Source organism: Streptomyces sp. NPDC037273 (assembly GCF_055603625.1).
In genome coordinates, this window is sequence record NZ_JBVJVO010000003.1 from 566,995 (window position 1) to 591,524 (window position 24,530).

Annotated in this window: 20 protein-coding genes; 14 read left to right on the forward strand and 6 right to left on the reverse strand. The window is 72.0% G+C overall.

Annotation, left to right across the window (positions count from 1 at the left end; genetic code table 11):
* Positions 1-43: 43 nt before the first annotated feature.
* The 3 genes from ACZ7G1_RS11830 to ACZ7G1_RS11840 are packed head-to-tail and all read right to left on the reverse strand — an operon-like array spanning position 44 to position 2,175.
* A complete protein-coding gene (locus ACZ7G1_RS11830; RefSeq protein ID WP_470872100.1) occupies positions 44-778 on the reverse strand; it encodes a hypothetical protein in 735 nt (244 codons plus the stop codon).
* Positions 775-1,116, reverse strand: coding sequence for a PadR family transcriptional regulator (locus tag ACZ7G1_RS11835; protein ID WP_470872098.1), 342 nt, complete (start codon positions 1,114-1,116; stop codon positions 775-777). The genes ACZ7G1_RS11830 and ACZ7G1_RS11835 overlap by 4 nt, the downstream gene beginning before the upstream one ends.
* A 54-nt stretch (positions 1,117-1,170) precedes the next feature.
* Entirely contained in the window at positions 1,171-2,175 is a 1,005-nt protein-coding gene (locus ACZ7G1_RS11840; RefSeq protein ID WP_470872096.1) for a zinc-binding dehydrogenase, read from the reverse strand.
* Positions 2,176-2,276: 101 nt separating this feature from the next.
* Between ACZ7G1_RS11840 and ACZ7G1_RS11845 the strand changes: the two genes are divergently transcribed.
* From ACZ7G1_RS11845 to ACZ7G1_RS11860, 4 genes are all read left to right on the forward strand, one after another.
* Complete coding sequence (locus ACZ7G1_RS11845) at positions 2,277-3,146, forward strand: LysR family transcriptional regulator (RefSeq protein ID WP_470872094.1); 870 nt, start codon at positions 2,277-2,279, stop codon at positions 3,144-3,146.
* A gap of 304 nt (positions 3,147-3,450) precedes the next feature.
* On the forward strand, positions 3,451-3,582 hold the full coding sequence (locus ACZ7G1_RS11850; RefSeq protein WP_470872092.1) for a hypothetical protein: 132 nt from the start codon (positions 3,451-3,453) through the stop codon (positions 3,580-3,582).
* 91 nt (positions 3,583-3,673) lie between these two features.
* Positions 3,674-4,714, forward strand: coding sequence for a 3-isopropylmalate dehydrogenase (locus ACZ7G1_RS11855; RefSeq protein WP_470872090.1), 1,041 nt, complete (start codon positions 3,674-3,676; stop codon positions 4,712-4,714).
* 251 nt (positions 4,715-4,965) lie between these two features.
* Positions 4,966-6,054 carry a branched-chain amino acid aminotransferase gene (locus ACZ7G1_RS11860; protein WP_470872088.1) on the forward strand — a complete coding sequence of 363 codons (1,089 nt, stop codon included), beginning with the start codon at positions 4,966-4,968 and terminating at the stop codon, positions 6,052-6,054.
* A gap of 3 nt (positions 6,055-6,057) precedes the next feature.
* On the opposite strand, the gene ACZ7G1_RS11865 is transcribed toward ACZ7G1_RS11860, so the two are convergent.
* Positions 6,058-7,482 carry a cytosine permease gene (locus tag ACZ7G1_RS11865; RefSeq protein WP_470872087.1) on the reverse strand — a complete coding sequence of 475 codons (1,425 nt, stop codon included), beginning with the start codon at positions 7,480-7,482 and terminating at the stop codon, positions 6,058-6,060.
* A 373-nt stretch (positions 7,483-7,855) separates the two neighbouring features.
* Between ACZ7G1_RS11865 and ACZ7G1_RS11870 the strand changes: the two genes are divergently transcribed.
* From ACZ7G1_RS11870 to ACZ7G1_RS11890, 5 genes are all read left to right on the forward strand, one after another.
* On the forward strand, positions 7,856-8,872 hold the full coding sequence (locus tag ACZ7G1_RS11870; RefSeq protein ID WP_470872085.1) for an agmatine deiminase family protein: 1,017 nt from the start codon (positions 7,856-7,858) through the stop codon (positions 8,870-8,872).
* Positions 8,873-8,989: 117 nt separating this feature from the next.
* Complete coding sequence (locus ACZ7G1_RS11875; protein ID WP_470872761.1) at positions 8,990-9,529, forward strand: TetR/AcrR family transcriptional regulator; 540 nt, start codon at positions 8,990-8,992, stop codon at positions 9,527-9,529.
* Between the two features lie 81 nt (positions 9,530-9,610).
* Entirely contained in the window at positions 9,611-10,939 is a 1,329-nt protein-coding gene (locus tag ACZ7G1_RS11880) for an MFS transporter (protein ID WP_470872084.1), read from the forward strand.
* A 282-nt stretch (positions 10,940-11,221) separates the two neighbouring features.
* Positions 11,222-12,853, forward strand: coding sequence for a citramalate synthase (gene cimA / locus ACZ7G1_RS11885; RefSeq protein ID WP_470872083.1), 1,632 nt, complete (start codon positions 11,222-11,224; stop codon positions 12,851-12,853).
* Positions 12,854-12,923: 70 nt separating this feature from the next.
* Entirely contained in the window at positions 12,924-14,267 is a 1,344-nt protein-coding gene (locus ACZ7G1_RS11890; protein ID WP_470872081.1) for a hypothetical protein, read from the forward strand.
* A 258-nt stretch (positions 14,268-14,525) separates the two neighbouring features.
* Here ACZ7G1_RS11890 and dnaN read toward each other — a convergent pair whose 3' ends face one another.
* A complete protein-coding gene (gene dnaN, locus ACZ7G1_RS11895) occupies positions 14,526-15,629 on the reverse strand; it encodes a DNA polymerase III subunit beta (RefSeq protein WP_470872080.1) in 1,104 nt (367 codons plus the stop codon).
* Positions 15,630-15,789: 160 nt separating this feature from the next.
* On the opposite strand from dnaN, the gene ACZ7G1_RS11900 reads away from it, so the two are divergent.
* Positions 15,790-16,941, forward strand: a complete 1,152-nt coding sequence (locus ACZ7G1_RS11900) for a serine hydrolase domain-containing protein (protein WP_470872078.1) — start codon at positions 15,790-15,792, stop codon at positions 16,939-16,941.
* 113 nt (positions 16,942-17,054) lie between these two features.
* Here the strand turns inward: ACZ7G1_RS11900 and ACZ7G1_RS11905 are convergent, their stop codons facing one another.
* Entirely contained in the window at positions 17,055-17,666 is a 612-nt protein-coding gene (locus ACZ7G1_RS11905) for a YceI family protein (protein ID WP_470872076.1), read from the reverse strand.
* A gap of 225 nt (positions 17,667-17,891) precedes the next feature.
* Between ACZ7G1_RS11905 and ACZ7G1_RS11910 the strand changes: the two genes are divergently transcribed.
* The 4 genes from ACZ7G1_RS11910 (at position 17,892) to ACZ7G1_RS11925 (ending at position 24,413) form a co-directional block, all read left to right on the forward strand.
* Positions 17,892-18,401 carry a hypothetical protein gene (locus tag ACZ7G1_RS11910; protein ID WP_470872075.1) on the forward strand — a complete coding sequence of 170 codons (510 nt, stop codon included), beginning with the start codon at positions 17,892-17,894 and terminating at the stop codon, positions 18,399-18,401.
* A gap of 130 nt (positions 18,402-18,531) precedes the next feature.
* Positions 18,532-22,386, forward strand: coding sequence for an endo-alpha-N-acetylgalactosaminidase family protein (locus ACZ7G1_RS11915; RefSeq protein WP_470872073.1), 3,855 nt, complete (start codon positions 18,532-18,534; stop codon positions 22,384-22,386).
* A 234-nt stretch (positions 22,387-22,620) separates the two neighbouring features.
* On the forward strand, positions 22,621-24,204 hold the full coding sequence (locus tag ACZ7G1_RS11920; protein ID WP_470872072.1) for an acyl-CoA carboxylase subunit beta: 1,584 nt from the start codon (positions 22,621-22,623) through the stop codon (positions 24,202-24,204).
* Between the two features lie 14 nt (positions 24,205-24,218).
* Positions 24,219-24,413, forward strand: a complete 195-nt coding sequence (locus ACZ7G1_RS11925; protein WP_470872070.1) for an acyl-CoA carboxylase subunit epsilon — start codon at positions 24,219-24,221, stop codon at positions 24,411-24,413.
* Positions 24,414-24,530: the final 117 nt, after the last annotated feature.

Below are 24,530 nucleotides of genomic sequence, written 5' to 3' on the forward strand. Positions count from 1 at the left end.
GCTTTTAAGGGTTAGGGGGTGGGGGTTGCCCCCGGGGAGGGGCTCACTCCTCGCGCGCGGCCTCCTCGCGCGCGGCCTCCACCTGTCCGCGTTCCGTCTCCAGCTTCGCCGTGTAGACGGCCGCGACCGCGCCGCCGAGGGCGATGAAGGCCACCGCGTACCCGGGCAGGCCGACGGTGACGTAGGCGAGGGAGGCGAGGACGAACCAGACGGCGAGCAGGGCCTTGGCGCGGCGGCTCAGGAACAGCCACTTGCTGGGGGTCGCGGGGAGGGAAGTCCGGGCCCCGGCGGGGCCGTCGGTCGCGGCCTTGGGGCGCTTGAAGTAGCCGTACACCAGCCACTCGCCGAACAGCTCCCAGCCCTCGGGCTCCAGTTCGGCCAGGACCCGGGCGCGCCGCCCGCCCTTGATCACCTCGCGGCGGTACTCCCAGGCGAGGGCGACGCCGGGGGCCCGGCGGCAGACGAACCTGCCGACCGCGTCGAGCGATTCGACCTCCCAGCCCTGGTCGCCGTGGACGGCCAGCATCTTGCGGTCGTTGAAGAGGTCGGCGGTCCACGTCCAGCGCTCCGCCGCCTCGTCCGGTTCCCCGGGGGCCGGGGCGAGGCCGCCGAGCCCTTCCGCGAACCGGGCGGCCGGCCCGAACTCGTCCTCCGGCGAGGTCCCCGTCTCCGCGAGGTGTCCGCGCAGTTCGTCGGTGGTCCGCGCGATCTGCTCCTCGGGCACGCCGGCGGTGCGCAGTGCCTCGGTCAGCTCGGCGAAGTACGTGTCGGTGGTCATGGTGCGGTTCCCCCTGCGTGCAGTTGCGTCCGTACGGCCCGGTGGAACTCCGTCCAGGCCGCGCCCTCCTCCGTGAGCCGGGTGCGGCCCACGTCGGTGAGGCGGTAGTAGCGGCGCCCGGGCCCGCGCTCGGCGGCGCGGAACTCGGCCTCGACCAGGCCGGCCTGCTCAAGGCGGTTCAGTACGGGATAGAGCGTCCCGCCCTTGATCTCGCCGAGGCCCGCCTCGGCGAGCGCCTTGGCGATCTCGTACCCGTAGCTCTCCCCGCCGGTCAGGCAGGAGAGGACGAGCAGGTCGAGGACTCCCTTGAGCCAGCTGGATCTGCGGTCTGTGGCCATGGGTCCATCTCAGCACTACCTAGGTAGGAATGCAATCTAGATAGGGATCGAATGTCAGGCGGTGACCAGCATCTTGCCGATGTTCTCGCCGCGCAGCATCCGCAGGAACGCGTCCACGATGTTCTCGAAGCCCCTCACCTCCGTGGTGTCCAGCGGCAGTTCCCCGCTGCGCAGCCGCGGCACGACGAGGTCGTACAGCTCCTCCTGCGCGTCCATGTGATCGCGCACCAGGAAGCCCTCCAGGCGGATGCTCTTGCCGACCAGGTCGAAGAGGTTGCGCGGGGCCGGCGGGGGAGTGGAGAGCGAGTGGTACTGGGCGACCGCGCCGACCCAGGCGATCCGGCCGTACTCGCGCAGCGAGGCGATCGACGCCTCCAGGTGCACCCCGCCCACCCCGTCGAGGACGGCGTCGAGACCCTCCGGCGCGGCCTTCGCGAGCAGCTCGGCGACGGGTCCCTCGTGGTAGTCGAAGGCCGTGTCGAAGCCGACCTCCTCCGTCAGGTAGGCGACCTTGCGGGCCGAGCCCGCGCTGCCGACCAGACGGCCCGCGCCGAGCAGCCGGGCGATCCGGCCGGCCGCGGTGCCCACCCCGCCGGCGGCCGCCGAGACGAAGAGGTCCTCGCCCGGCTGGAGCCGGGCGATCCGGGTCAGGCCCACATAGGCCGACAGGCCCGTACCGCCGAGCAGGCTCAGATGGGCGGCGAGCGGGACGCCGGGGCCGAAGTCGGGGACCGGGCGGACCTCGCCGCGGGAGACCAGGGAGTGGGTCCGCCAGCCCTTGCGGTGCAGGACGAGGTCGCCGGGGCGCAGCGCCGGGTCGCGGGATTCGAGCACCCGGCCCAGGGTGCGGCCCTCCATGGGCGAGTTCAGGGTCCACAGGACGTCCTCGTCCATGGCCTCGCGGTGGTACGGGTCGACGGACCACTGGAGGTTCTCGACGAGCGCGGTGCCCGGCTCGGGCGCGGGGACCGGGGACTCGACGAAGGCGAAGTCGCCGGGGGTGGGGAAGCCGTCGGGGCGGGCGGTCTGCTGGACGGTGATCATGGTGGCGTTCGTCATGGGGGAGACCGTAGGAAGGAATCCGGGCGCCGGGCAGAGGGTTCCTCTCATGGAACGGACCGATCCATGAATGCCGTTCATACTTCGAGGTGGGAGCCCCCATGACCGATCTCGCGCCGCGCGAGCTGCGTGTCCTCGTCGCCGTCGGGAGCGAGGGCGGCTTCTCGGCCGCCGCCGTGGTGCTCGGCATGACCCAGTCGGCCGTCTCCCACTCCGTCCGGACGACCGAGGGCAAGCTCCGCGCCGTCCTCTTCGACCGCGGCCGGAACGGGGCGACCCCGACCGAGGCCGGTGAGCGGGCCATCGGGCACGCCCGGCGGGTGCTGCGGCTCCTGGAGGTGATGGCCTCCGAGGTGCGGGCCGGGGCCGCGGGGCCGGGCTCCCCGGCCGGACCGCTGCGGATCGCGGCCTTCCGCAGCGCCGCCCTGCATCTGCTGCCCCGGGCCCTGGAGCGGCTGACCGCCCGGCACCCGGAGGTCGCGCCCGAGGTGCGGATCGTACGGGAGGTGGGGCGCGGCACGGCGGGTGAAGTGCTCGACGGGCGGGCCGACATCGGCATCGCGACGATCGGGACCGGCTCGCCCGTGCCGCCGGACCTGGTCGGCGGGGTCCTGGTGGAGGAGGGGTACGCGCTGGTGCATCCGGCCGGTCATCCGGCGCCGCGCACGCTGCCGCTGGTCGACTGGATGGAGAACTGCACCTCGTACACCCGGGAGTGGTGGGCGGCCCAGGAGTGGCTGCCGCCGGCGACGGTGGAGGCGGAGGACGACGGAGCGGTGCTCTCGATGGTGAGCAGTGGTTTCGGGATGGCGGTGATGCCGGAGCTGTCCCTGATCGGAGCACCGCCCTCGGTGCAGATCACCGATCTCGGCGCGGAGCGCCCCACCCGCTCGGTGGGTTACGTCACCACCCCGGAGCTGGCCCGCTCCCTCGCCGTACGCGCCCTGATCAGGGAGCTGCGCGGGCTCTGACCAGGGAGTCGCCCGCTCCGGTCCGGGTCGGCGCGGGCTCTGATCGGTGGTCCGCGCGGCCGTTCGGTCGGATCGCCGTCTCAGATAGTAGGAAGTCCGAGTAATTGTGGAGACAGATGCGGCGGCCTGGCCTAGCTTTGTAGGAGCCGAACGTCTCGCTTCATCAGCGAATGGCGGTCGAGAGCGCGATGCCCTGTGCAGGCAACCCCTGCGGCGGCGCTCACCGCCCCTTCCGGCGCCTTCGATCACAAGCTGATCTCCGCACGTTCCGGATCACCAATTGATCTCAAGGAGTCGATCCCTCATGGCAGTTCAGACCGCCCGCCGCGTCCGCCACTCCGCCAGCCGTCCCAGCGACGAGGCCCGCCAGAACGCCGCGGCCGCCCTCCAGCGCGCCCTCGACCGCCGTGACAACGGCGGCTCCACCGGGCACTGACCGGCCCTTGTCACGCTCCCGTCCGACTGTCCCTTCGTCCACATGGCGGACGGAACGTGTCAGACGATGGGACGAAGAGTAGGGTGCCGACATGTCTCACAGCATCAATCTCGCAGTCATCCCCGGCGACGGCATCGGCCAGGAGGTCGTGGCCCAGGGCCTCAAGGTCCTCTCGGCCGTCCTTCCCCAGGACGTGAAGCTGGAGACCGAGGAGTACGACTTCGGCGCCAGGCGCTACCACGCCACCGGTGAGACCCTCACCGACGCCGATCTCGACTCCCTCAAGAAGCACGACGCCATCCTGCTCGGTGCCATCGGCGACCCGTCGGTGCCGTCCGGCGTCCTGGAGCGCGGCTTCCTGCTGAAGCTCCGCTTCGCCTTCGACCACCACGTGAACCTGCGTCCGTCGAAGCTGCTCCCCGGCGTGGCCACCCCGCTCGCCGGGCAGCCCGCGATCGACTTCGTCGTGGTCCGCGAGGGCACCGAGGGTCCGTACACGGGCAACGGGGGCACCATCCGCAAGGGCACCCCGCACGAGGTCGCCACCGAGGTCTCGGTCAACACCGCCTTCGGTGTCGAGCGCGTGGTCCGGGACGCCTTCGCCCGCGCCCAGGCCCGTCCGCGCAAGAAGCTGACGCTGGTCCACAAGAACAACGTGCTGACCTTCGCCGGTCACCTCTGGACCGACACTTTCAACCGTGTCGCCCAGGAGTTCCCCGAGGTCACCACCGACTACCTGCACGTCGACGCCGCGACGATCTTCCTCGTCACCGACCCGGCCCGCTTCGACGTGATCGTCACCGACAACCTCTTCGGCGACATCATCACCGACCTCGCCGCTGCCGTCTCCGGCGGCATCGGCGTCGCCGCCTCGGGCAACATCAACCCGAGCGGCGACTTCCCGTCCATGTTCGAGCCGGTGCACGGCTCCGCGCCGGACATCGCGGGCCAGGGCAAGGCCGACCCCACGGCCACCGTCCTCTCCGTCGCCCTCCTGCTGCGCCACCTCGGCTACGAGGCCGAGGCCGCCCGGGTCGAGGAGGCCGTCACGGCCGACCTCACCGAGCGGGGCGCGACCGTCCGTACGACGGACGAGATCGGCGACGCGCTCGCCGCGCGAGTAGCGAGCTGACCCGCGCCTACTGACGTACGACAGCAGCCGCCGGGTCGCCTCAGCGCCCGGCGGCTGTACCTGTGCGGCCGCAGGGTGCCACCATCGAACCCTGGACCGTGTTCACCCGTTTCGTGCACCGGCCCCCACGAGCGATAATCGAACGTGGGGCCGCGGCATGCGGGCATGCTCGGACGTCCCAGTACCCGGGACGCCGACCACTGAGGCGTGAGCGCGGTCCGCCCCACACAACCGGTGAAGGACACGCACTCATGACGACGCCCACGATCGAGCTCAAGCCCTCCTCCAGCCCGCTGTCCGCCGCGGAGCGCGAGGCGATCCTGACCAGCCCGGGATTCGGCCGCCACTTCACCGACCACATGGTCACCATCCGGTGGACCGAGGGCCGCGGCTGGCACGACGCCCAGCTCGTCCCGTACGGCCCGCTCTCCCTGGACCCGGCCACGAACGTCCTGCACTACGCGCAGGAGATCTTCGAGGGCCTGAAGGCCTACCGCCGCCCCGACGGCTCGGTCGCCACCTTCCGTCCGGACGCCAACGCCCGCCGCTTCCAGCGCTCGGCGCACCGCCTCGGCATGCCCGAGCTGCCGGTCGAGACCTTCGTCGAGGCCTGTGACGTCCTCGTCCGGCACGACGAGGCATGGGTTCCGGAGCACGGCGGCGAGTCCTCGCTCTACCTGCGCCCGTTCATGATCGCGACCGAGGTCGGCCTCGGCGTCCGTCCGGCCAACGAGTACCTCTTCGTGGTCATCGCCTCCCCGGCCGGCCCGTACTTCCCGGGCGGCGTGAAGCCTGTCTCCATCTGGGCCTCCGAGGACCGCGTCCGCGCCGTCCCGGGCGGCATGGGCGACGCCAAGACCGGCGGCAACTACGCGGCCTCCCTGCTCGCGCAGGCCGAGGCGGCGGCCAAGGGCTGCGACCAGGTCTGCTACCTCGACGCGGTCGAGCACAAGTGGGTCGAGGAACTCGGCGGGATGAACCTGTACTTCGTGTACGGCAACAAGATCGTCACCCCGGCCCTCACCGGCTCGATCCTGGAGGGCATCACCCGCGACTCCCTCCTCCGGCTCGCCGCGGACCTCGGCTACGAGGTCGAGGAGGCCCGCGTCTCCATCGACCAGTGGCAGGCCGACTCCGAGAACGGCACGCTCACCGAGGTCTTCGCCTGCGGCACCGCCGCCGTCATCACCCCGGTCGGCACGGTCAAGTCCGCCCGGGGCGAGTGGCAGCAGTCGGGCGGCGAGCCCGGCGAGGTCACGATGAAGCTCCGTGAGGCGCTCCTGGCCATCCAGACCGGCAAGGCCGAGGACGTCCACGGCTGGATGCACCAGCTCGGCTAGTCGCTACTCCGTGGCAGCGAGGGCTTCCGCGACCGGCTCTTCGGTCGCGGGGGCCCTCTTCGGCGTCAGGGCGGCGTACAGCGCGCCGCCGACGAGACCCGAGAGGACGAAGCTGCAGTCGATCCCGCCGGTGAGGGCGAGCAGCGGCCCCTCGTAGAGGGGCGTCGAGACCGCGGCGAGGCCGACGGCGGCGCCGATCGCCCAGGAGGCGGTGGCGCGCGGGTGCCAGCCGCCGGAGAACCAGTAGATCCCGCCGCGCGAGCGGTTGTTGAAGACCTGGAGCGCCTCCGGGTCGTAGTTCCCGCCGCACCGCGCGTGCCCGATCAGGGTGATGACGGCCCACGGGGTGCCGATCGCGGTGAGCAGCAGGACGAAGGAGGTCATCGCGGTCTGCGCGTCCGAGGCGAAGTGGCCGAGGAAGACGAAGGCCGTCGCCACCGCGGCGACCACGAGGGTGGCGTGCGCGCGGGTGGCCCGCGGCAGGATGGCGTCCAGGTCGAGGCCCATCGAGTAGAGCATCAGACCGGCGTTGCCGACCGAGCCGGCGGTGGCGGCGATCAGCAGCGGGATCAGGTACCAGACGGGCGAGGCGGCGACGAGCGGGCCGGCGTAGTCGAGGCCGCCGCGGGCGGCGAGCGCGGTGAAGGTGCCGAAGAGCTGGGGGACCAGGAGGCCGACGAGCAGGCCGAGACAGGTGGCCCGCCAGACCGTCTTGGGGCTGTGGCGCTCGGGGGAGACGTACCGGGTGTAGTCGCCGAGCAGGGTGATGAAGGCGACCGGTCCGCTGAGTCCGGCCGCGACGGCGGAGAGCAGCCAGGTCGGCCAGAACGAGCCGAGCAGGTACGGGGTGTCCGGTACGGCCGCGGTGGTGAAGTCCCCGGCGTAGGCGGCGATTCCGACGGCCAGGAGCAGGGTCATGCCGATCGCGAGCGCCTTGCTGAGCCGGAGCAGCAGTCGGTAGCCGTACACCGCGGCGACCACCGTGCAGGCGGCGAGCAGGGCGTAGACGGTGGCGTGCGCGGCGCCGCCGGTCGGCAGGCCGACGAGCCGGGCGAGTGCGCCCACCATGACGTCCCCGCCGATCCACAGCGTCAGGGCGGTGTAGCCGAGCGAGAGCAGCAGGCCGACCACCGAGCCGACGAGCCGGCCGCGGACGCCGAAGAAGGCGCCGGACGAGGTGGAGAGGTTGGTCGCGGTGCGGAGGGACACGAGCGCGAGCGGGGCGGTGACGGCGACCCCGACGAGGGTGCCGGTGACGACGGAGGTCACCGAGGCCCAGAAGCCGAGCCCGAAGGAGACCGGCAGCCAGCCGAAGACGATCACCCCCAGGCAGAGGTTGGATCCGAGCAGGATCGACACGAGGTCGCGGGGGCCGCTGGTGCGTTCGGCCTCGGGGATGGTGTCGACTCCGCGCTGTTCTATCGGCATGAGGACTCCCTGCGGGGGCTGGCGGGCCATATTTAGAGTGCCGCTCAATGTGACTCATGCCGGTCGGCCACGTCAATGCTTGGCACTCAGCTTCTGAGCATTTAGAGTGTCGCTCAAACAGGAGGTGTACGGACGTGCGACTGACCCCCACCGAGCGCGACAGCTGCCGCTCTTCGGCGCCGCCGAGCCGGCCGCCGCGTCCTTCCGCGAACGGCCTCGGTGCGATCGGGGTCACCTCCCGCGACGCGCGGGGGAGGGGGAAGGGCCGGCGAGACCGTACGCCGGACCTTCCCCACGGCCGGTCCGCCCCGCACCGGCCGACTCGATCTCCCTGAACCGCCTCTCCTTCCTCTGACCCTCCTTAGGACACCTCATGACCTTCCGCATGCCCGCCGAGTGGATGCCGCACGAGCGCACCTGGATGGCCTGGCCCAGCACCAATCCCACCTTCACCAACGAGGAGGAGCTCGCCGAGGCGCGCGCCGCCTGGGCGTCCGTGGCCCGGGCCGTCCGCGCCTTCGAACCGGTGACGATGGTGGTCGCCCCCGGCGACGCCGAGTCGGCCGCCGCGCTCCTCGGCCCGGAGATCGAGCTGGTCGAGCGCGAGCTCGACGACGCCTGGATGCGGGACATCGGTCCCACCTTCGTCACCGACGGCACCGAACTGGCCGCCGTGGACTGGGTGTTCAACGGCTGGGGCGGCCAGGACTGGGCCCGCTGGGAGCACGACTCCAAGATCGCCCGCCATGTCGCGGACGCGGCGGGAGTCCGCGTACTGCCGTCGCCGCTGGTGAACGAGGGCGGCGCGATCCACGTCGACGGCGAGGGCACCGTCCTGCTCACCGACACCGTCCAGCTCGGCTACGGCCGCAACCCCGACTGGACCCGCGAGAAGGTCGAGGCCGAGATCCACGCCAAGCTCGGCACGACCAAGGCGATCTGGCTCCCGCACGGCCTCGCCGGCGACTACGGCCTCTTCGGCACCCAGGGCCACGTCGACATCGTCGCCGCGTTCGCCCGCCCCGGCACCGTCCTCGTGCACAGCCAGCAGGACCCGGCCCACCCCGACTTCGAGCGCTCCCGGACCTACGTGGAGCTCCTGCGCCGCCAGACCGACGCCCAGGGCCGCCCCCTGGAGGTCATCGAGGTCCCGGCCCCGACCGTCCTCAAGGACGAGGAGGGCGACTGGGTCGACTACTCGTACATCAACCACTACCTGTGCAACGACGGCGTCGTCCTCTGCGCCTTCGACGACCCGCACGACGAGGTCGCCGCGGAGATCTTCCGCCGCCTCTTCCCCGAGCGCACGGTGACCCTGGTCGACGCCCGCACGATCTTCGCCGGCGGCGGCGGCATCCACTGCATCACCCAGCAGCAGCCGAAGGTCTGACCCGGGCGGACCATGAGGTAGAACGTACGAGTGAGTCAGAGCAGCAACCCGTCCCCGCCCCACCCCCGCCGCCGGAACCAGGCCGCGCCGCCCCGCGAGGACGTCCTCGCGGCGGCGATGGACACCATCGCCGAGCGGGGCCTCGACGGGCTGACCATGGCCGGGCTCGGCCGGCAGGTGGGGATGAGCAGCGGGCACCTGCTCTACTACTTCGGCACCAAGGACGAGCTGCTGCTGCGGACTCTGGAGTGGAGCGAGGGGCGGCTCGGCGCCGAGCGGAGCGCGCTGCTGTCCCGGCCGGGCAGCGCGCGCGAGCGGCTCGACGGGTACGTCGACGTGTACGTGCCCGACGGGCCGCGCGACCCGCACTGGACGCTCTGGCTCGAAGTGTGGAACCGCTCGCAGAACGCCGACGAGGACGCCAGGGCCCGGCAGGCCGCCATCGAGGGGGCCTGGCACCGGGACCTGGTGGCGATCCTCGCCGAAGGGATCTCGCGGGGCGAGTTCCGGGCCGTCGACCCGGACCGGTACGCCACCCGGACCAGGGCGTTGCTCGACGGCTTCAGCGTGCACGTCGCCGTCGGCATCCCGGGCACCGGGCGGGGGCAAGTCCTCGACCACGTGCGGGAGTTCTTCGCCGAAACCCTGATTCCGTGATCTTTAGGCACGCAAGTACTCCCGATCGTTGCGTGCTGCACCCTTGTTGAGGCCCGGCCGCCTCCGGCACGGTTCCGGTCCATGGGACGAGAGCACTGGAAGAAGATCTGGGTCGGCTCGGCGGGCAACATGGTCGAGTGGTTCGACTGGTTCGTCTACGCGAGCTTCGCGACCTACTTCGCGGGGGCCTTCTTCCCCGAGGGCGACGACACCGCCAAGCTCATGAACACCGCCGGCATCTTCGCCGTCGGCTTCTTCATGCGCCCGGTCGGCGGCTGGCTGCTCGGCCGGGTCGGCGACCGCAAGGGCCGCAAGGCCGCGCTCACCCTCACCGTCACCCTGATGTCGGCCTCGGCGCTGCTCATCGCCGTCGCGCCGACCTACGCCGTGGCCGGCTACGGCGGGGCCGCCGTCCTGCTCGTCGCCCGCCTCCTCCAGGGCCTCTCCGTCGGCGGCGAGTACGCGGCCAGCGCCACCTACCTCACCGAGGCCTCGGCCCCGCGCCACCGCGGCTTCGCCTCCAGCTTCCAGTACGTGTCGATGACCGCGGGCCAGGTCCTCGGCCTCGGCCTGCTGCTCGTCCTCCAGCACACCCTGTCCGCCGATTCCCTGCACGCCTGGGGCTGGCGCATCCCCTTCGTCATCGGCGCCCTCGGCGCGGCCGTCGTCTTCTACCTGCGCCGCACCATGCTGGAGACCGAGGTGTACGAGGAGACCGCGGGCGACGGCGTCGCGCCCGGCCGGCAGGGCACCCTCAGGGCGCTCTGGGCGCACCGGCGCGAGGCCTTCCTCGTGGTGGCGCTCACCATGGGCGGGACCGTGGCCTACTACACGTACACCACCTACCTCACCAAGTACCTGTCGAACTCCGCAGGACTGCCCAAGCAGACCGCGACCCTGGTCTCCTTCTGCGCGCTGATCGTCTTCGCCTGCCTCCAGCCGCTCGCCGGCGCGCTCTCCGACCGGATCGGCCGCCGCCCCCTCCTCGTCACCTTCGCCGTCGGCTCCACGCTGCTCACCGTGCCGATCCTGGCGATGCTGAAGCACGCGGGCTCCTTCTGGCCGGCCCTCGGCCTCTCGCTGCTCGCCCTGCTCGTCGTCACCGGCTACACCTCCATCAACGCGTGCGTGAAGGCCGAGCTCTTCCCCACCGGCATCCGCGCCCTCGGCGTCGCCCTGCCGTACGCGATCGCCAACGCCCTCTTCGGCGGCACGGCCGAGTACGTGGCCCTCTGGTTCAAGGACGCCGGCGTCGAGTCCGGCTTCTCCTGGTACGTGGCCGGCTGCGCGGCCGTCTCCCTGGTCGTCTACCTGGCGATGCGCGAGACCCGGGACATCGACCTGGGGCGGGTCGGGGCGGACGGCGGCGAGGTGCCGGGGCAGCGGCGCGACGGACTGCCCGTATCGTGAGACCACCGTCCCGCCGAACGCCCGGCTGTGTCAGACTTCCGGCGTGCTTGCTACCACGATGATTATCGGCAGCGGCGCGCCGGTCCGCAGTGGCCACTGAATCGCGGAACAACCCCCGCGGCGGTGGACACCGTGCCCCAGACCCGCGCGCAGACCTCTCGCACCCGCGAGGGGTTTTTTCGTTTTCCGGCCCCACCCACGCCGGAAACGGACGACGCGTGAGAATGGGGGCAAGTGGATCCAGACCTTCCGGAGCCACATCCGACAGGAGCCATCACAGTCATGACCACGGAGAACGGCGAGAGCTCGCGCCTCGACGACCGCCACGTCGACGACAGCTTCCATGTCTTCGACACGACGCTGCGCGACGGGGCACAGCGTGAAGGCATCAACCTCACCGTCGCGGACAAGCTGACCATCGCGCGACACCTCGACGACTTCGGCGTGGGCTTCATCGAGGGCGGCTGGCCGGGCGCCAACCCGCGCGACACGGAGTTCTTCGCCCGCGCCCAGCAGGAGATCACCTTCCGGCACGCGCAGCTCGTCGCCTTCGGCGCCACCCGCAGGGCCGGCGGCAAGGCCGCCGAGGACCCCCAGGTCAAGGCGCTCCTCGACTCCGGCGCCCCGGTCATCACGCTGGTCGCCAAGTCCCACGACCGGCACGTCGAGCTGGCGCTGCGCACCACGCTCGACGAGAACCTGGAGATGGTCCGCGACACCGTCGCCTTCCTGACCTCCCAGGGCCGCCGCGTCTTCGTCGACTGCGAGCACTTCTTCGACGGCTACAAGGCCAACCCCGACTACGCCAAGGCCGTCGTCCGCGCCGCGCACGAGGCCGGCGCCGACGTCGTCATCCTCTGCGACACCAACGGCGGCATGCTCCCCGCCCAGATCCAGGCCGTCGTCGCCACCGTCATCGCCGACACCGGCGCCCGCCTCGGCATCCACGCCCAGGACGACACCGGCTGCGCCGTCGCCAACACCCTCGCCGCCGTCGACGCGGGCGCCACCCACGTCCAGTGCACCGCCAACGGCTACGGCGAGCGGGTCGGCAACGCCAACCTCTTCCCCGTCGTCGCGGCCCTGGAGCTCAAGTACGGCAAGAAGGTCCTGCCCGACGGCGCGCTCGCCGAGATGACCCGGATCTCGCACGCCATCGCCGAGGTCGTCAACCTCACCCCCTCCACCCACCAGCCCTACGTCGGCGTCTCGGCCTTCGCCCACAAGGCCGGCCTGCACGCCTCGGCGATCAAGGTGGACCCCGACCTCTACCAGCACATCGACCCCGAGCTGGTCGGCAACACCATGCGGATGCTGGTCTCCGACATGGCCGGCCGCGCCTCCATCGAGCTCAAGGGCAAGGAGCTCGGCGTCGACCTGGGCGGCGACCGCGAACTGGTCGGCCGGGTCGTCGAGCGGGTCAAGGAGCGCGAGCTCCAGGGCTACACCTACGAGGCCGCCGACGCCTCCTTCGAACTCCTTCTCCGCGAGGAGGCCGAAGGCCGGGCCCGCCGCTACTTCCGTACGGAGTCCTGGCGCGCGATCGTCGAGGACCGCCCCGACGGCACCCACGCCAACGAGGCCACCGTGAAGCTCTGGGCCAAGGGCGAGCGGATCGTCGCCACCGCCGAGGGCAACGGCCCCGTCAACGCCCTGGACCGGGCGATGCGGGTGGCCCTGGAGCGGATGTACCCGCCGCTGGCCAAGTTCGAGCTGGTCGACTACAAGGTCCGCATCCTGGAGGGCCGCCACGGCACCGAGTCCACGACCCGGGTCCTGGTCACCACCAGCGACGGCAACGCCGAGTGGTCCACCGTCGGCGTCGGCGAGAACGTCATCGCCGCCTCCTGGCAGGCCCTGGAGGACGCCTTCACCTACGGACTGCTCCGGGCCGGGATCGAACCCGCCGAATAGTCCGGCCGCAGTCCGGCGGGAGAATAGTCCCGCCATGTTCCGTTTGGTCCTGTTCGGGTAGTTTCGAACCATGAGGACCAGGGCGCTTTCCGCCGGGTCCGCCCTCGGCGGGCTCGTACTGCTGCTGCTCCTGGTCCTGGCACCCCTCGCGGGCGCCAGGGCCACGGGCGTGCCCGACGCCGCCGCCGCCCTGAGACAGGGCCCCGTCTACGTCGACCCGGGCGCCGCCGGACAGCTCTCCACGGCCGACGCCAAGTCCCTCGCGCAGAAGATCAAGGACGCGGACAAGCCGCTGTTCGTGGCCGTGCTGCCGGCGAACGCGCAGTTCCCGCCCAAGGGCCTCATCGACAACCTGCGGGCCCAGACCGGCGTCGCCGGGCTCTACGCCGTACGGCTCGGCGACCGCTTCGACGCGGGCGTCGACCCGGCCGTGATGTCCCCGGCCGCCGTCCAGAACCTCGTCACCTCCGTACGGCAGCCCGGCGCCGACGCCGCCACCGAACTGAACGCCTTCGTCGACCAGGCGCTGCCCGCCCTGCGCGGCTCCGCCCCCGCCTCCTGGGGCTCCGTCGGCGAGGACTCCGGGGTCCCGGTCGCCGGGCTCGCCATCCTCGGCGCGGTCGTCGTGGCCGGCGGCGCGGGCGGCTACGCCGTCGTCCGCCGCAACCGGCTCCGCAAGGAGGCCGAGGAGCGGGCGGCCCTCGACCGGCTCCGGGTCGTCGTCGACGAGGACATCACCGCCTTCGGCGAGGAGCTGGAGCGCCTCGACTTCCACCCGGCCGAGGCCGGCGCCGACGACGCCATGCGCGCCGACTACGAGCGCGCCCTCGACTCCTACGACACGGCCAAGACCCGCATGGCCGCCGCCGCCCGCCCCCATGACGTCCGGGGCGTCACCCAGGCCCTGGAGGACGGCCGCTACTCCCTCGCCGTCCTCGCCGCCCGCCGCGAGGCCCGGCCGCTGCCCGAGCGCCGGCCGCCCTGCTTCTTCGACCCGCGCCACGGCCCCGCCGCCACCGACCGCACCTGGACCCCGGCCGGCGGCGCACCCCGCCAGGTCCCGGTCTGCTCCGCCGACGCGGCCCGCCTCGACGACGGCCTCGACCCGCTCGCCCGCACCGTCGAGACCGACGCGGGCCGCCGCCCCTACTGGGAGGCGGGCCCCGCCTACGGCCCCTGGGCCGGCGGCTACTTCGGCGGCGGCATGCTCCCCGGCCTGCTCGTCGGCACCATGCTCGGCTCCATGCTCGCCACCCCCGCGTACGCCTCCGAATACGGCGGCGGAGACTTCCAGGGCGGCGACTTCGGCGCCGGTGACTTCGGCGGCGACTCGGGCGGCTTCGGCGGCGGCGACTTCGGCGGAGGCGGCGACTTCGGCGGGGGCGGTGGATTCGACGGCGGTGGCGGATTCTGACCGCGGAACCGGCGGCCGGATCCCGCGCGTTGAACGCGTTGAGTAAACGCGACGGCACGAACGGTGATCCGTGACAGTGCTCGCGGCGGCGCAGCCCGCACCGCCGGAGCACACCGAAAGGTCGCCCCACCGTGCAGAACAGCACCACCGCGCCCAGCGACGACGTCACCGCCCCGAGCACCACCCCCGCCGAGCCCTTGGACGTCCACGGCCTGATCTGTGTCGAACCCCCCTATCGCGCCAAGCCCCGGAACCGGCTCAGACCAGCGGCTTCACCGACATCAGCAGGTGACGGTGGGTCGCCTCCGGGCCGTTGGTGAGCAGGGCGCGCTGGCCGGGCCCCAGGAGGTGGAAGTGGACCTCGGGGCCTTCGAGGGAGCCCAGCGCGTCCATCAGATAGCCCGGGTTGAAGGCGACCGTCAGGGACTCCGCCCCGGCCAGCGTGGCGGGCACGTGCTGGGAGGCCACATCGTCCTCGTACCCCGCCTGGAGGTGCAGGCCCTGGGCGGAGAAGCCCAGCTGGACCGGGCCGTCGCCCTCGGCGACGACCGCGACCCGCCGGACGGCCTCCGTCAGCGGCACGCGTCCGGTGACCGCGAGGGCGTGCTCGCCCAGGGCGAAGAGCTTGTCGTGGCGGGGGAGCCGCCCGTCGAGCAGCCGGGTGGTGGTGCGCGTCCCGGTGCTCTCGAAGCCGATCGAGCCGGGATCCAGCGCCAGGCGGGCCGGACCCGCGCCGGCGAGCGAGCGGGCGATCTCGGTCAGCCGGCGGGCCGGGACCACCACGTCGGCGGCCTCCGCGGGCACCCCGGCCCCGGGCTCCCACTCCAGGGTCCGCACCGCGTACCGGTAGCGGTCGGTGGCCGCGAGCGTCAGGGTCGTACCGTCCAGGGCGAGCCGTATCCCGGTGAGCACCGGCAGCGCGTCGTCCCGGCCCGCCGCCACGGCCACCTGGGAGACCGCGGTGGCGAACGCGTCGCCGTCGACCAGGCCCCGCACCTCGGGCAGCGCGGGCGCGGCGGGATAGTCGTCGAGCGGCAGCAGCGAGAGGCCGAAGCGGGCGTCCCCGGAGGTCACCGCGAGCCGGGCGCCCTCCACGGCGAGCTCCGCCTGCCCGCGGGGGAGCACCTTGCAGATGTCGACGAGGCGCCGCCCAAGGACGAGCACCCGGCCCTCCACGGCCGTGTCGGCCTCCACCTCGATCCGTGCCGAGGCCTCGTGGTCGAGCCCCGAGACCCACAGCCGGCCGCCCACCGCCTCCAGGAGCAGCCCGCCGAGCACCGGCATCGGGGATCGGGCCGGCAGGACGCGCGCGGCCCAGGCCACGGCATCGGTCAACACGCCGCTGTCGATACGGATTTCCATGCCGCCGACGCTAGCCCCCGCCACTGACAACGGCGTTGACCTGCTCTTTCGCGAGCGGGCCGGCCCGCCGCGAACTCGGGCCCGCGGGAAGGAAATCACGCGCCCGATGGTTCTTCCCCCGGAACGTGACAATGACAGCGACACACAGGGGGACACGTCCATGACCGACGTCCACGGCACGGTGGAGCCCGGATTCGAGTCCGTACGGGAGGTCTTCGCCGGGATCGCCGCAGGCGAGGCAAGGGACGGCGGCGCGCAGCTCGCCGTCCACCACCACGGCCGGCTCGTGGTCGACCTCTGGGGCGGCGACGGCGTCGACGGGGACTCGCTGCTCGCCCTCTACTCCTCGTCCAAGGGGGCCATGGCCCTGGTCGCCGCGCTCCTCGTCCAGGACGGCGTCCTCGACCTGGACCGGACGGTGGCCTCCTGGTGGCCCGAGTTCGCCGCCGAGGGCAAGGGCGGGCTCACACTCAGGGAACTGCTCGCCCACCGCTCGGGCGTGATCGGCGTGGACGGCGGCTTCTCGATGGAGGAGCTCGCCGACGACCGCCTGATCGCCGCCCGGCTCGCGGGCCAGCGCCCCTTCTGGGAGCCCGGCACCGGCCACGGCTACCACGCCCTGGTCATCGGCGCCCTGGTCGGCGAGGTGGTCCTGCGGGCCACCGGCCGCACGATCCAGGAGATCTACGAGGAGCGGGTCCGCGCCCCGTACGGGATCGACTACCACCTCGGCCTCCCGGAGGAGCTCGAACCCCGCTTCCGTACCGCCCTTCCACTGCTCCCCACCCCGGTCGAGCAGGCCTTCCTCGCGGCGAACCCGATCGCCCCCGACAGCCTCATGGCCATCTCCTTCAACCTCCACGCCGACCCGCCGTTCGACAACCCGGGATACGGCAACTCCCGGGCCGTCCGGGAGAAGGCGCCGCTCTCCGGCGGCGGCGTCGGCACCGCGCGCGGCCTCTCCCGGATGTACGCGGCGATCGCGGGCGAGCTCGACGGCCGGCCCCCGCTGCTCACGCCCGGCACCCTCGCCGAGTTCGCCCGGGTCCACTCCCGGGGCATCGACCTGGTGACCGGCGGGGACAACGCCTTCGGCCTCGGTTTCGTCCCGCTGGCCACCCGCCACCCCTCGCTCACCCCGGCCGCCGTCGGACACAGCGGCGCCCCCGGCTCCCAGGCCTTCGCCGATCCGGGGACCGGCCTCGCGTACAGCTACACCCGCCGCCGCTTCGGCTTCATGGCCGGTCCGGGCGCGGCCGAGAACGACCGCCTGATCCCGGCCGTCGTCGAGGCCGCCGCCAAGGCCGCCTGAGCCGGCCGGGGCCGAGCCGACGGGCCCGGCCGCGCCCGGAAACGCCGAGCGCCCGCCTTCCGCTGCTGCGGAGGGCGGGCGCGCTCGTGTGTCCGGAGGAGGGGGTTCCGGGGTCAGGCGGCGTTCTTGATCGCGGAGATGTCGAAGTTCAGCTTGACCTTGTCGCTGACCATGACGCCACCGGTCTCCAGGGCCGCGTTCCAGGTGAGGCCCCAGTCGGAGCGCAGGATCTCGGCGGAGCCCTCGAAGCCGACGCGCTCGTTGCCGTAAACGTCGGTGGCGGTGCCGTTGAACTCCAGGTCGATGGAGAGCGGCTTGGTGACGTCCTTGATGGTCAGGTCGCCGGTGACCCGGTACTTGTCGCCGCCCAGCTGCGCGGCCTCCGTGGAGCGGAAGCTCATCAGCGGGAACTGCTCGGCGTCGAAGAAGTCGCCGCTGCGCAGGTGGCCGTCACGGTCGCCGATGCCGGTGTCGATGGAGGCGATCTTGACGTCGATGGAGGCGGTGGAGGCGCCGGGGTTCGAGCCGTCGAGCTTCAGCGCGCCCTCGTGCTCGGCGAAGGTGCCGCGGACGTTGGTGACCATCGCGTGGCGGACCGTGAAGCCGATGCTGCTGTGGGCCGGGTCGATGGTGTACTCGCCGGTCAGGGCGGCCAGGGCCGGGTCGACCGGGAGGGTGGCGACGGCGGTGGCGGACTCGTTGTTCTTGCGGCTGAAGAGACCCATGACGTGCTCCTTGTCGGTGTTTGTTGAACCTTCAACGAGAACGACTGTAACCCTATTCCGTTCAACTTTCAACATCTCCGGGAAACGTTCACCCGGACGGCGCCGGAACGACGCCGAGGCCCTCTGGCGGACGCGCGTAGAACTACGGCACCATCTCCCCTGCGCGACGAGCACCACCTGCACAGCCGTCCCCATCCGTCACGGTCACCAGCAGGAGGCATTCCCGTGAAGCTCCGCTCCGTCCTCACCGCGGTCGCCCTGGTCCTGGGCGCACTCTTCGCCCCCGGATTCGGCGCACTCTCCGCCGCCACCGACGCCCACGCGGTCACCAAGATCAGCCACGCGACCGCGACCTCGATGTTCCGGTCCTCCGGCATCACCTGGTCGTCCTCCGGCGGCTGCTCCGACCGGAACAACCCCACCTGCACGTCCTTCGAGCAGCTCAACCTCGCCACCGCCCAGGGCGCCCAGACCCTCAAGAGCGCCAGCGGCTGCGCCCTGAACATCACGGGCGGCACCGAGACCGGCCACGCGAGCGGCACCTACTCGCACTGGAACGGCTACAAGCTGGACTTCGCCAAGGGCACCTGCGTCACGAACTACGTCAAGAACACGTTCAGCTACATCGGCCTCCGCGGTGACGGCGCCCCGCAGTGGAAGTCCGGCGCCGGCAACGTCTACGCCGACGAGGGCAACCACTGGGACGTGACCTTCTACAACTGCGGCGGCTGCTGACCCTCCGCGGTCCTCAAGAAGCCCCCTTCGGCGGTCACTTGGACTAACCGAAGGGGGTTCTTGGACTGGAGGGCTCCGCATCGCGCGATCTCGTTGACGGTGCCGCCCGGGGCGCGGCTGACTGGTCCGCATGTCCCTCCCCCTCTCCTCCAGACTCCGCGCGGCCTGCGCGCTCGCGGCGGCCTCCGCGACCGTGCTCGCCCTGTCCGGGCCCGCCCTCGCCGACCCCACCGGGACCTCCGCCGCCCCGGCCGCGGCCACCGCCGCCGCGTCCGCCGTCATCGGCTCGACCGCACTCTCCGTCGCCGTCGCCGAGGACTTCCCCCGCGTCCTCTCGTACACCGACCGCGCGACCGGTGCCCGCCTCCTCGGCAGTACGGCCCCGGTCACCCAGGTGGTGCTCAACGGCACCGCCCACGCCGTCCAGGCCAAGGGCGCCCCGGTCCTGACGGCCGCGTCCGCCGCGTACACGCTCACCTTCCCCGACCTGCCCGGCGTCGAGATCGACGCCACCCTGGGCGTGACGGGCCGTACCACCACCTTCCGGGTGACCGCGGTCCGCGACACCGAGGCCTTCCGGGTCGGCACCCTCGACATCCCCGGCCACGACCTGGTCTCCGTCGGCTCGGCGGACGGCGGCGCCGCCACCGCCTTCACCCGGCTCGACCCGGACTCCACCCGCACCGCCGACGTCTTCGCCCAGGTCACCGACGCCACCGCCGCCGAGGCGAACCCGGTCGGCGCGAGCTACGCGATCGTCAGCACCGGCCGGCTCGCCGCCGCCGTCGAGTCCAACTCCAGCTACGACAAGCCCTCCGGAGCCTCCGCCCGCGACGGCGCCCGCTTCTGGCACCAGGCCCGCAGGAGCGGCACCGAGACCCGCGTCGGCGTCTGGTCCGGCCAGTGGACCTACCGCGGAGCCGGCGCCCCGAGCCCCGAGAGCGGCGACCACCTGCCCTGGGCCAAGGTCGTCGTCACCCCCGACGCCAACGCCGACGGCACCACCGACTGGCAGGACGGCGCCCTCGCCTTCCGCACGATCGGGATCAAGGCCCCCGGCAGCGACCAGACCCCCGGCCGGGTCGTCGCCCACATCCCGTTCAACTTCGCCTCGCAGGCCACCCACCCCTTCCTGCGCACCCTCGACGACGTCAAGCGGATCTCGCTCTCCACCGACGGACTCGGCCAGTTCGCCCTGCTCAAGGGGTACGGCTCCGAGGGCCACGACTCCGCCCACCCCGACTACGGCGGCAACTACAACAAGCGGGCCGGCGGCCTCGCCGACCTCAACACCCTGCTCAGGGAGGGCGGGAAGTGGGGCGCCGACTTCGGCGTCCACGTGAACGCCACCGAGTCCTACCCCGAGGCGAAGAACTTCAGCGAGACCCTCGTCGACAAGACCAAGCCCGGCTGGAACTGGCTCAACCAGAGCTACTACATCGACCAGCGCAGGGACGTGAACAGCGGCGACCTCGCCCGCCGCTTCCAGCAGCTCCGCGACGAGACCGGCCCGAACCTCTCGACCCTCTACATCGACGTCTACTACACGCACGGCTGGATCGCCGACAAGACCCTGCAGGCCGTCCAGGCACAGGGCTGGAACGTCGCCACCGAATGGTCCGAGAAGTTCGAACGCGCCTCCCTCTGGTCCCACTGGGCCAACGACCTCGACTACGGCGGCGCCACCAACAAGGGCCTCAACAGCCAGATCGTCCGCTTCATCCGCAACGGCGAGAAGGACGTCTGGAACAACCACCCCGTCCTCGGCCAGACCGCCCTCGTCGACTTCGAGGGCTGGACCGGCGAGACCGACTGGAACGCCTTCACCGCCAACATCTGGCAGCGCAACCTCCCCGCCAAGTACCTCCAGCAGCGGAAGATCACCCGCTGGAACGGCAACGACCTCACCTTCACCGGCGGCGTCCGCGGCACCGTCGAGAACGGCCGCCGCACCTTCCGCCAGGACGGCCGCAAGGTCCTCGACGGCGAGAACTACCTGCTCCCCTGGGACGGCGGCAAGAAGCTCTACCACTACAACAAGTCCGGCGGCACGACGAGTTGGGAGGTACCCGGCACCGGCTCGTACACCGTCTACAAGCTCACCGACAACGGCCGGGTGAAGACCGGCACCGTACGGCCCGTGAACGGGCACGTCACCCTGGACGCCGCCGCCGGACAGCCGTACGTCCTCTACCCGGACCGGGCGCCCGAGCAGCCCGCGCCCCGCTGGGGCCAGGGCACCCCGGTCAAGGACCCCGGCTTCAACGACGCGCGCCTGAGCTCCTGGACCAGGACCGGCACCGTCGTCCGCGACACCGACGACCAGGGCCGTCACAGCGCGAAGCTCACCGGCGCCGCCACCGCCTCCGTACGCCAGCGGATCACCGGCCTCACACCCGGCACCCGCTACACCGCCTCGGCCCTGATCGAGGTCGAGCCGGGCAAGACCAGGCCGACCACGCTCTCCATCGGCGGCGCCGCCGTCACCGTGGAGCGCTCCGCCCTGGAGGACCGGGTCGCCGCGTCCGACTGGAACGGCACCCGCCTCCAGCGCGCCAAGGTCACCTTCACCGCGCCCGTGAGCACCGAGCTCAAGGTCGAGGCCGCGCGGGGCAGCGACGCCGCCGTCCGGATCGACGACGTCCGGATCGTCGCCGACGACCCCGCCACGAAGGCCGGAGCCCTCGTCTACGAGGACTTCGAGGCCGTCGACCAGGGCTGGGGGCCCTTCCTCAAGGGCGACGCCGGCGGCACCACCGACCCGCGCACCCACATCGCCCAGCTCCACGCCCCCTACACCCAGGCCGGCTGGAACGGGAAGCTCGTCGACGACGTCATCGGCGGCGCCGAGTCCCTCAAGTCGCACGACGAGAACAGCGGCCTCGTCTACCGGACCGCGCCCTGGACCGTCCCCATGAAGGACGGCCGCAGCTACCGCGTCGAGTTCGACTACCAGTCGAGCCACGCGGGCGCGTACGAGTGGATCACCGGCTACGACCGCACGCACGGCCCGGGGGCGCCCGTCGAGACCCGCGCCACCCCGATCGGGCAGCAGCGCACTACCGGGCACTTCTCCGAGACCGTCACCGCGGGCTGCGGCGACACCTGGACCGGGCTGCGCAAGCGGGACGACGCCCCCGAAGGCGCCGACTTCGTACTCGACCGCTTCACCGTCACCGACCTCGGCCCGGCCACCGAACGCGCCGCCTGCGGCACCCTCGGCCTGACCGCGCCCGAGACCCTGGAACCGGGCCGCGCCAACACCGTCACCGCCACCTTCGGCAACGACGAGACCGCCACCGTCGAAGGCGCCCGGGCCACGCTGACCCTGCCCGAGGGCTGGACCGCCGAGCCGGCCGCGCCCGTCGCCCTCGACACGGTCGCCCCCGGCGCCACCACCACCGCCACCTGGCGGGTCACCCCGCCGGTGGACGCCGCCTACCGGCCGTACGAGCTGGGCGCGACCGTCACGTACGCGGCCGGCGACGGCCCCCGGAAGCTGACCGCCGCCACCACCGTCCGCACCCTGCCCCCGCCGCCGACCGCCGACAGCTGGGCCAGTGACCTGGACTGGACCTCGGCCACCAACGGCTGGGGACCCGTCGAGCGCGACCTCTCCAACGGCGAGACCGGCACCGGCGACGGCTCCCCGCTGCGCATCGGGGGAGTGACGTACGCCAAGGGCCTCGGCAGCCACGCCCCCGCCCGGATCCGCTACTACCTGGGCGGCCGGTGCACCTCGTTCACCGCTGAGGTCGGCGTCGACGACGTCCAGACCAGCCGCGGCAGCGTGCGCTTCGCCGTCCTCGCCGACGGCACGGAGAAGGTGAAGTCCCCCGTCCTCAAGGCCACCGACACCGCCTGGGCGCTCACCGCCGACGTCACCGGCGCCTCCTACGTCGAGCTCGTGGCCGACGACGGCGGCGACGGGAACGGCAACGACCACGCCGACTGGGGGAACGCGCGCTTCCACTGCGCGGACTGAGCCCCCCCCGGCGCCCGGAAGGCGTTAAGGTCAGGCGGTCGCTCTCCCGGTCACCGGGGGGTGACCGCCTTCCTTTTCCCCGTCTATGTGGAACCCCTACAAACACAGGGGGTGCCTGGCTGTCGACTCGGCCGGGGCGGGTGATGGTTCTGTCCAGCCCCACCAGGATTCGACACGGGAGACTGTACGGAGTCGACGGCGGAGTTTTCTTGGGTGACTTCGTAGGGTCGGTACATGACCGTTGTGGACCAGATCCCGAGCGAGCCCGCTGACGCCCGTGGCCGAGTGGCCGAGCTGCACGTCCTGCGCGAGCAGGCGCTCCGCGGCCCGAGTGACCGCGCCACCGAGGCCCAGCACGCCAAGGGCAAGCTGACCGCGCGCGAGCGCATCGAGCTGCTGCTCGACCCTGGTTCCTTCAACGAGGTCGAGCAGCTGCGCCGGCACCGCGCCCAGGGCTTCGGCCTCGAGGCCAAGAAGCCGTACACCGACGGTGTCATCACCGGCTGGGGCACGGTCGACGGCCGCACGGTCTTCGTCTACGCGCACGACTTCCGGATCTTCGGCGGCGCCCTCGGCGAGGCCCACGCCACCAAGATCCACAAGATCATGGACATGGCCATCGCGGCCGGTGCCCCGCTGGTCTCCCTGAACGACGGCGCCGGCGCCCGTATCCAGGAGGGCGTCTCCGCCCTCGCCGGCTACGGCGGCATCTTCCAGCGCAACACCAGGGCCTCGGGCGTCATCCCGCAGATCTCGGTGATGCTCGGCCCGTGCGCCGGCGGCGCGGCCTACAGCCCGGCCCTCACGGACTTCGTCTTCATGGTCCGCGAGACCTCGCAGATGTTCATCACCGGACCGGACGTCGTCAAGGCGGTCACCGGCGAGGAGATCACCCAGAACGGCCTCGGCGGCGCCGACGTCCACGCCGGCACCAGCGGCGTCGCGCACTTCGCGTACGACGACGAGGAGACCTGCATCGCGGAGGTCCGGTACCTCCTGTCGATGCTCCCGCAGAACAACCGCGAGAACCCGCCGACCGTCGCCTCCGAGGACCCGGCCGACCGCCGCTCGGACGTGCTGCTCGACCTGGTGCCCGCCGACGGCAACCGCCCGTACGACATGCACAAGGTCATCGAGGAGCTCGTCGACGACGGCGACTACCTGGAGATCCACGAGCGCTGGGCCCGGAACATCATCTGTGCCCTGGCCCGGCTCGACGGCCAGGTCGTCGGCATCGTCGCCAACCAGCCCCAGTCGCTCGCCGGCGTCCTCGACATCGAGGCCTCCGAGAAGGCGGCCCGCTTCGTACAGATGTGCGACGCCTTCAATATCCCGATCATCACCCTTCTGGACGTACCCGGCTTCCTGCCGGGCGTCGACCAGGAGCACGGTGGAATCATCCGCCACGGCGCGAAGCTGCTCTACGCGTACTGCAACGCGACCGTCCCGCGGATCAGCCTGATCCTGCGCAAGGCCTACGGCGGCGCCTACATCGTCATGGACTCCCAGTCCATCGGCGCCGACCTGACGTACGCCTGGCCCACCAACGAAATCGCGGTCATGGGCGCCGAGGGCGCCGCCAACGTGATCTTCCGCAAGCAGATCGCCGAAGCCGAGGACCCCGAAGCCATGCGCGCCCGCATGGTCAAGGAGTACAAGGCCGAGCTGATGCACCCGTACTACGCGGCGGAGCGCGGCCTGGTCGATGACGTCATCGACCCCGCCGACACCCGCCAGGTGCTCATCCGGTCCCTCGCGATGCTCCGCACCAAGCACGCCGACCTGCCGTCGCGCAAGCACGGCAACCCGCCTCAGTAGGAGGAGTCAGCCAAGTGACCAGTCCTGCCAACCTTCTCCGTGTCGAGAAGGGCCACGCCGACCCCGAGGAGCTCGCCGCCATCACGGCGGTGCTGCTCGCCCGCGCCGCCTCCCAGCCCGCCCCGGAGGCCCACCACGCCCGCTCCACCGCCGGCTGGCGCCGCCTGGAGCGCGAGCCCGGCTTCCGCGCCCCGCACAGCTGGCGCTGACAGAGCAGCATCCCGAAGGGCCCCGCACCGACACCGGTGCGGGGCCCTTCGGTCACCGGCGGTCCATCGGTCCATCGGTCCAGCGGTCCATGACGAAGGCCCCGCACCGTGATCGGT

Coding starts and splice junctions, on each gene's coding strand:
- ACZ7G1_RS11890 (WP_470872081.1), top strand. CDS start 12,924: ATGAGGACCAGGGCGCTTTCCGCCGGGTCCGCCCTCGGCGGGCTCGTA.
- ACZ7G1_RS11915 (WP_470872073.1), top strand. CDS start 18,532: ATGTCCCTCCCCCTCTCCTCCAGACTCCGCGCGGCCTGCGCGCTCGCG.
- ACZ7G1_RS11850 (WP_470872092.1), top strand. CDS start 3,451: ATGGCAGTTCAGACCGCCCGCCGCGTCCGCCACTCCGCCAGCCGTCCC.
- ACZ7G1_RS11905 (WP_470872076.1), bottom strand. CDS start 17,666: ATGGGTCTCTTCAGCCGCAAGAACAACGAGTCCGCCACCGCCGTCGCC.
- ACZ7G1_RS11920 (WP_470872072.1), top strand. CDS start 22,621: ATGACCGTTGTGGACCAGATCCCGAGCGAGCCCGCTGACGCCCGTGGC.
- ACZ7G1_RS11855 (WP_470872090.1), top strand. CDS start 3,674: ATGTCTCACAGCATCAATCTCGCAGTCATCCCCGGCGACGGCATCGGC.
- ACZ7G1_RS11845 (WP_470872094.1), top strand. CDS start 2,277: ATGACCGATCTCGCGCCGCGCGAGCTGCGTGTCCTCGTCGCCGTCGGG.
- ACZ7G1_RS11835 (WP_470872098.1), bottom strand. CDS start 1,116: ATGGCCACAGACCGCAGATCCAGCTGGCTCAAGGGAGTCCTCGACCTG.
- ACZ7G1_RS11860 (WP_470872088.1), top strand. CDS start 4,966: ATGACGACGCCCACGATCGAGCTCAAGCCCTCCTCCAGCCCGCTGTCC.
- ACZ7G1_RS11900 (WP_470872078.1), top strand. CDS start 15,790: ATGACCGACGTCCACGGCACGGTGGAGCCCGGATTCGAGTCCGTACGG.
- ACZ7G1_RS11870 (WP_470872085.1), top strand. CDS start 7,856: ATGACCTTCCGCATGCCCGCCGAGTGGATGCCGCACGAGCGCACCTGG.
- ACZ7G1_RS11840 (WP_470872096.1), bottom strand. CDS start 2,175: ATGACGAACGCCACCATGATCACCGTCCAGCAGACCGCCCGCCCCGAC.
- cimA (WP_470872083.1), top strand. CDS start 11,222: ATGACCACGGAGAACGGCGAGAGCTCGCGCCTCGACGACCGCCACGTC.
- ACZ7G1_RS11880 (WP_470872084.1), top strand. CDS start 9,611: ATGGGACGAGAGCACTGGAAGAAGATCTGGGTCGGCTCGGCGGGCAAC.
- ACZ7G1_RS11865 (WP_470872087.1), bottom strand. CDS start 7,482: ATGCCGATAGAACAGCGCGGAGTCGACACCATCCCCGAGGCCGAACGC.
- ACZ7G1_RS11830 (WP_470872100.1), bottom strand. CDS start 778: ATGACCACCGACACGTACTTCGCCGAGCTGACCGAGGCACTGCGCACC.
- dnaN (WP_470872080.1), bottom strand. CDS start 15,629: ATGGAAATCCGTATCGACAGCGGCGTGTTGACCGATGCCGTGGCCTGG.
- ACZ7G1_RS11875 (WP_470872761.1), top strand. CDS start 8,990: ATGGACACCATCGCCGAGCGGGGCCTCGACGGGCTGACCATGGCCGGG.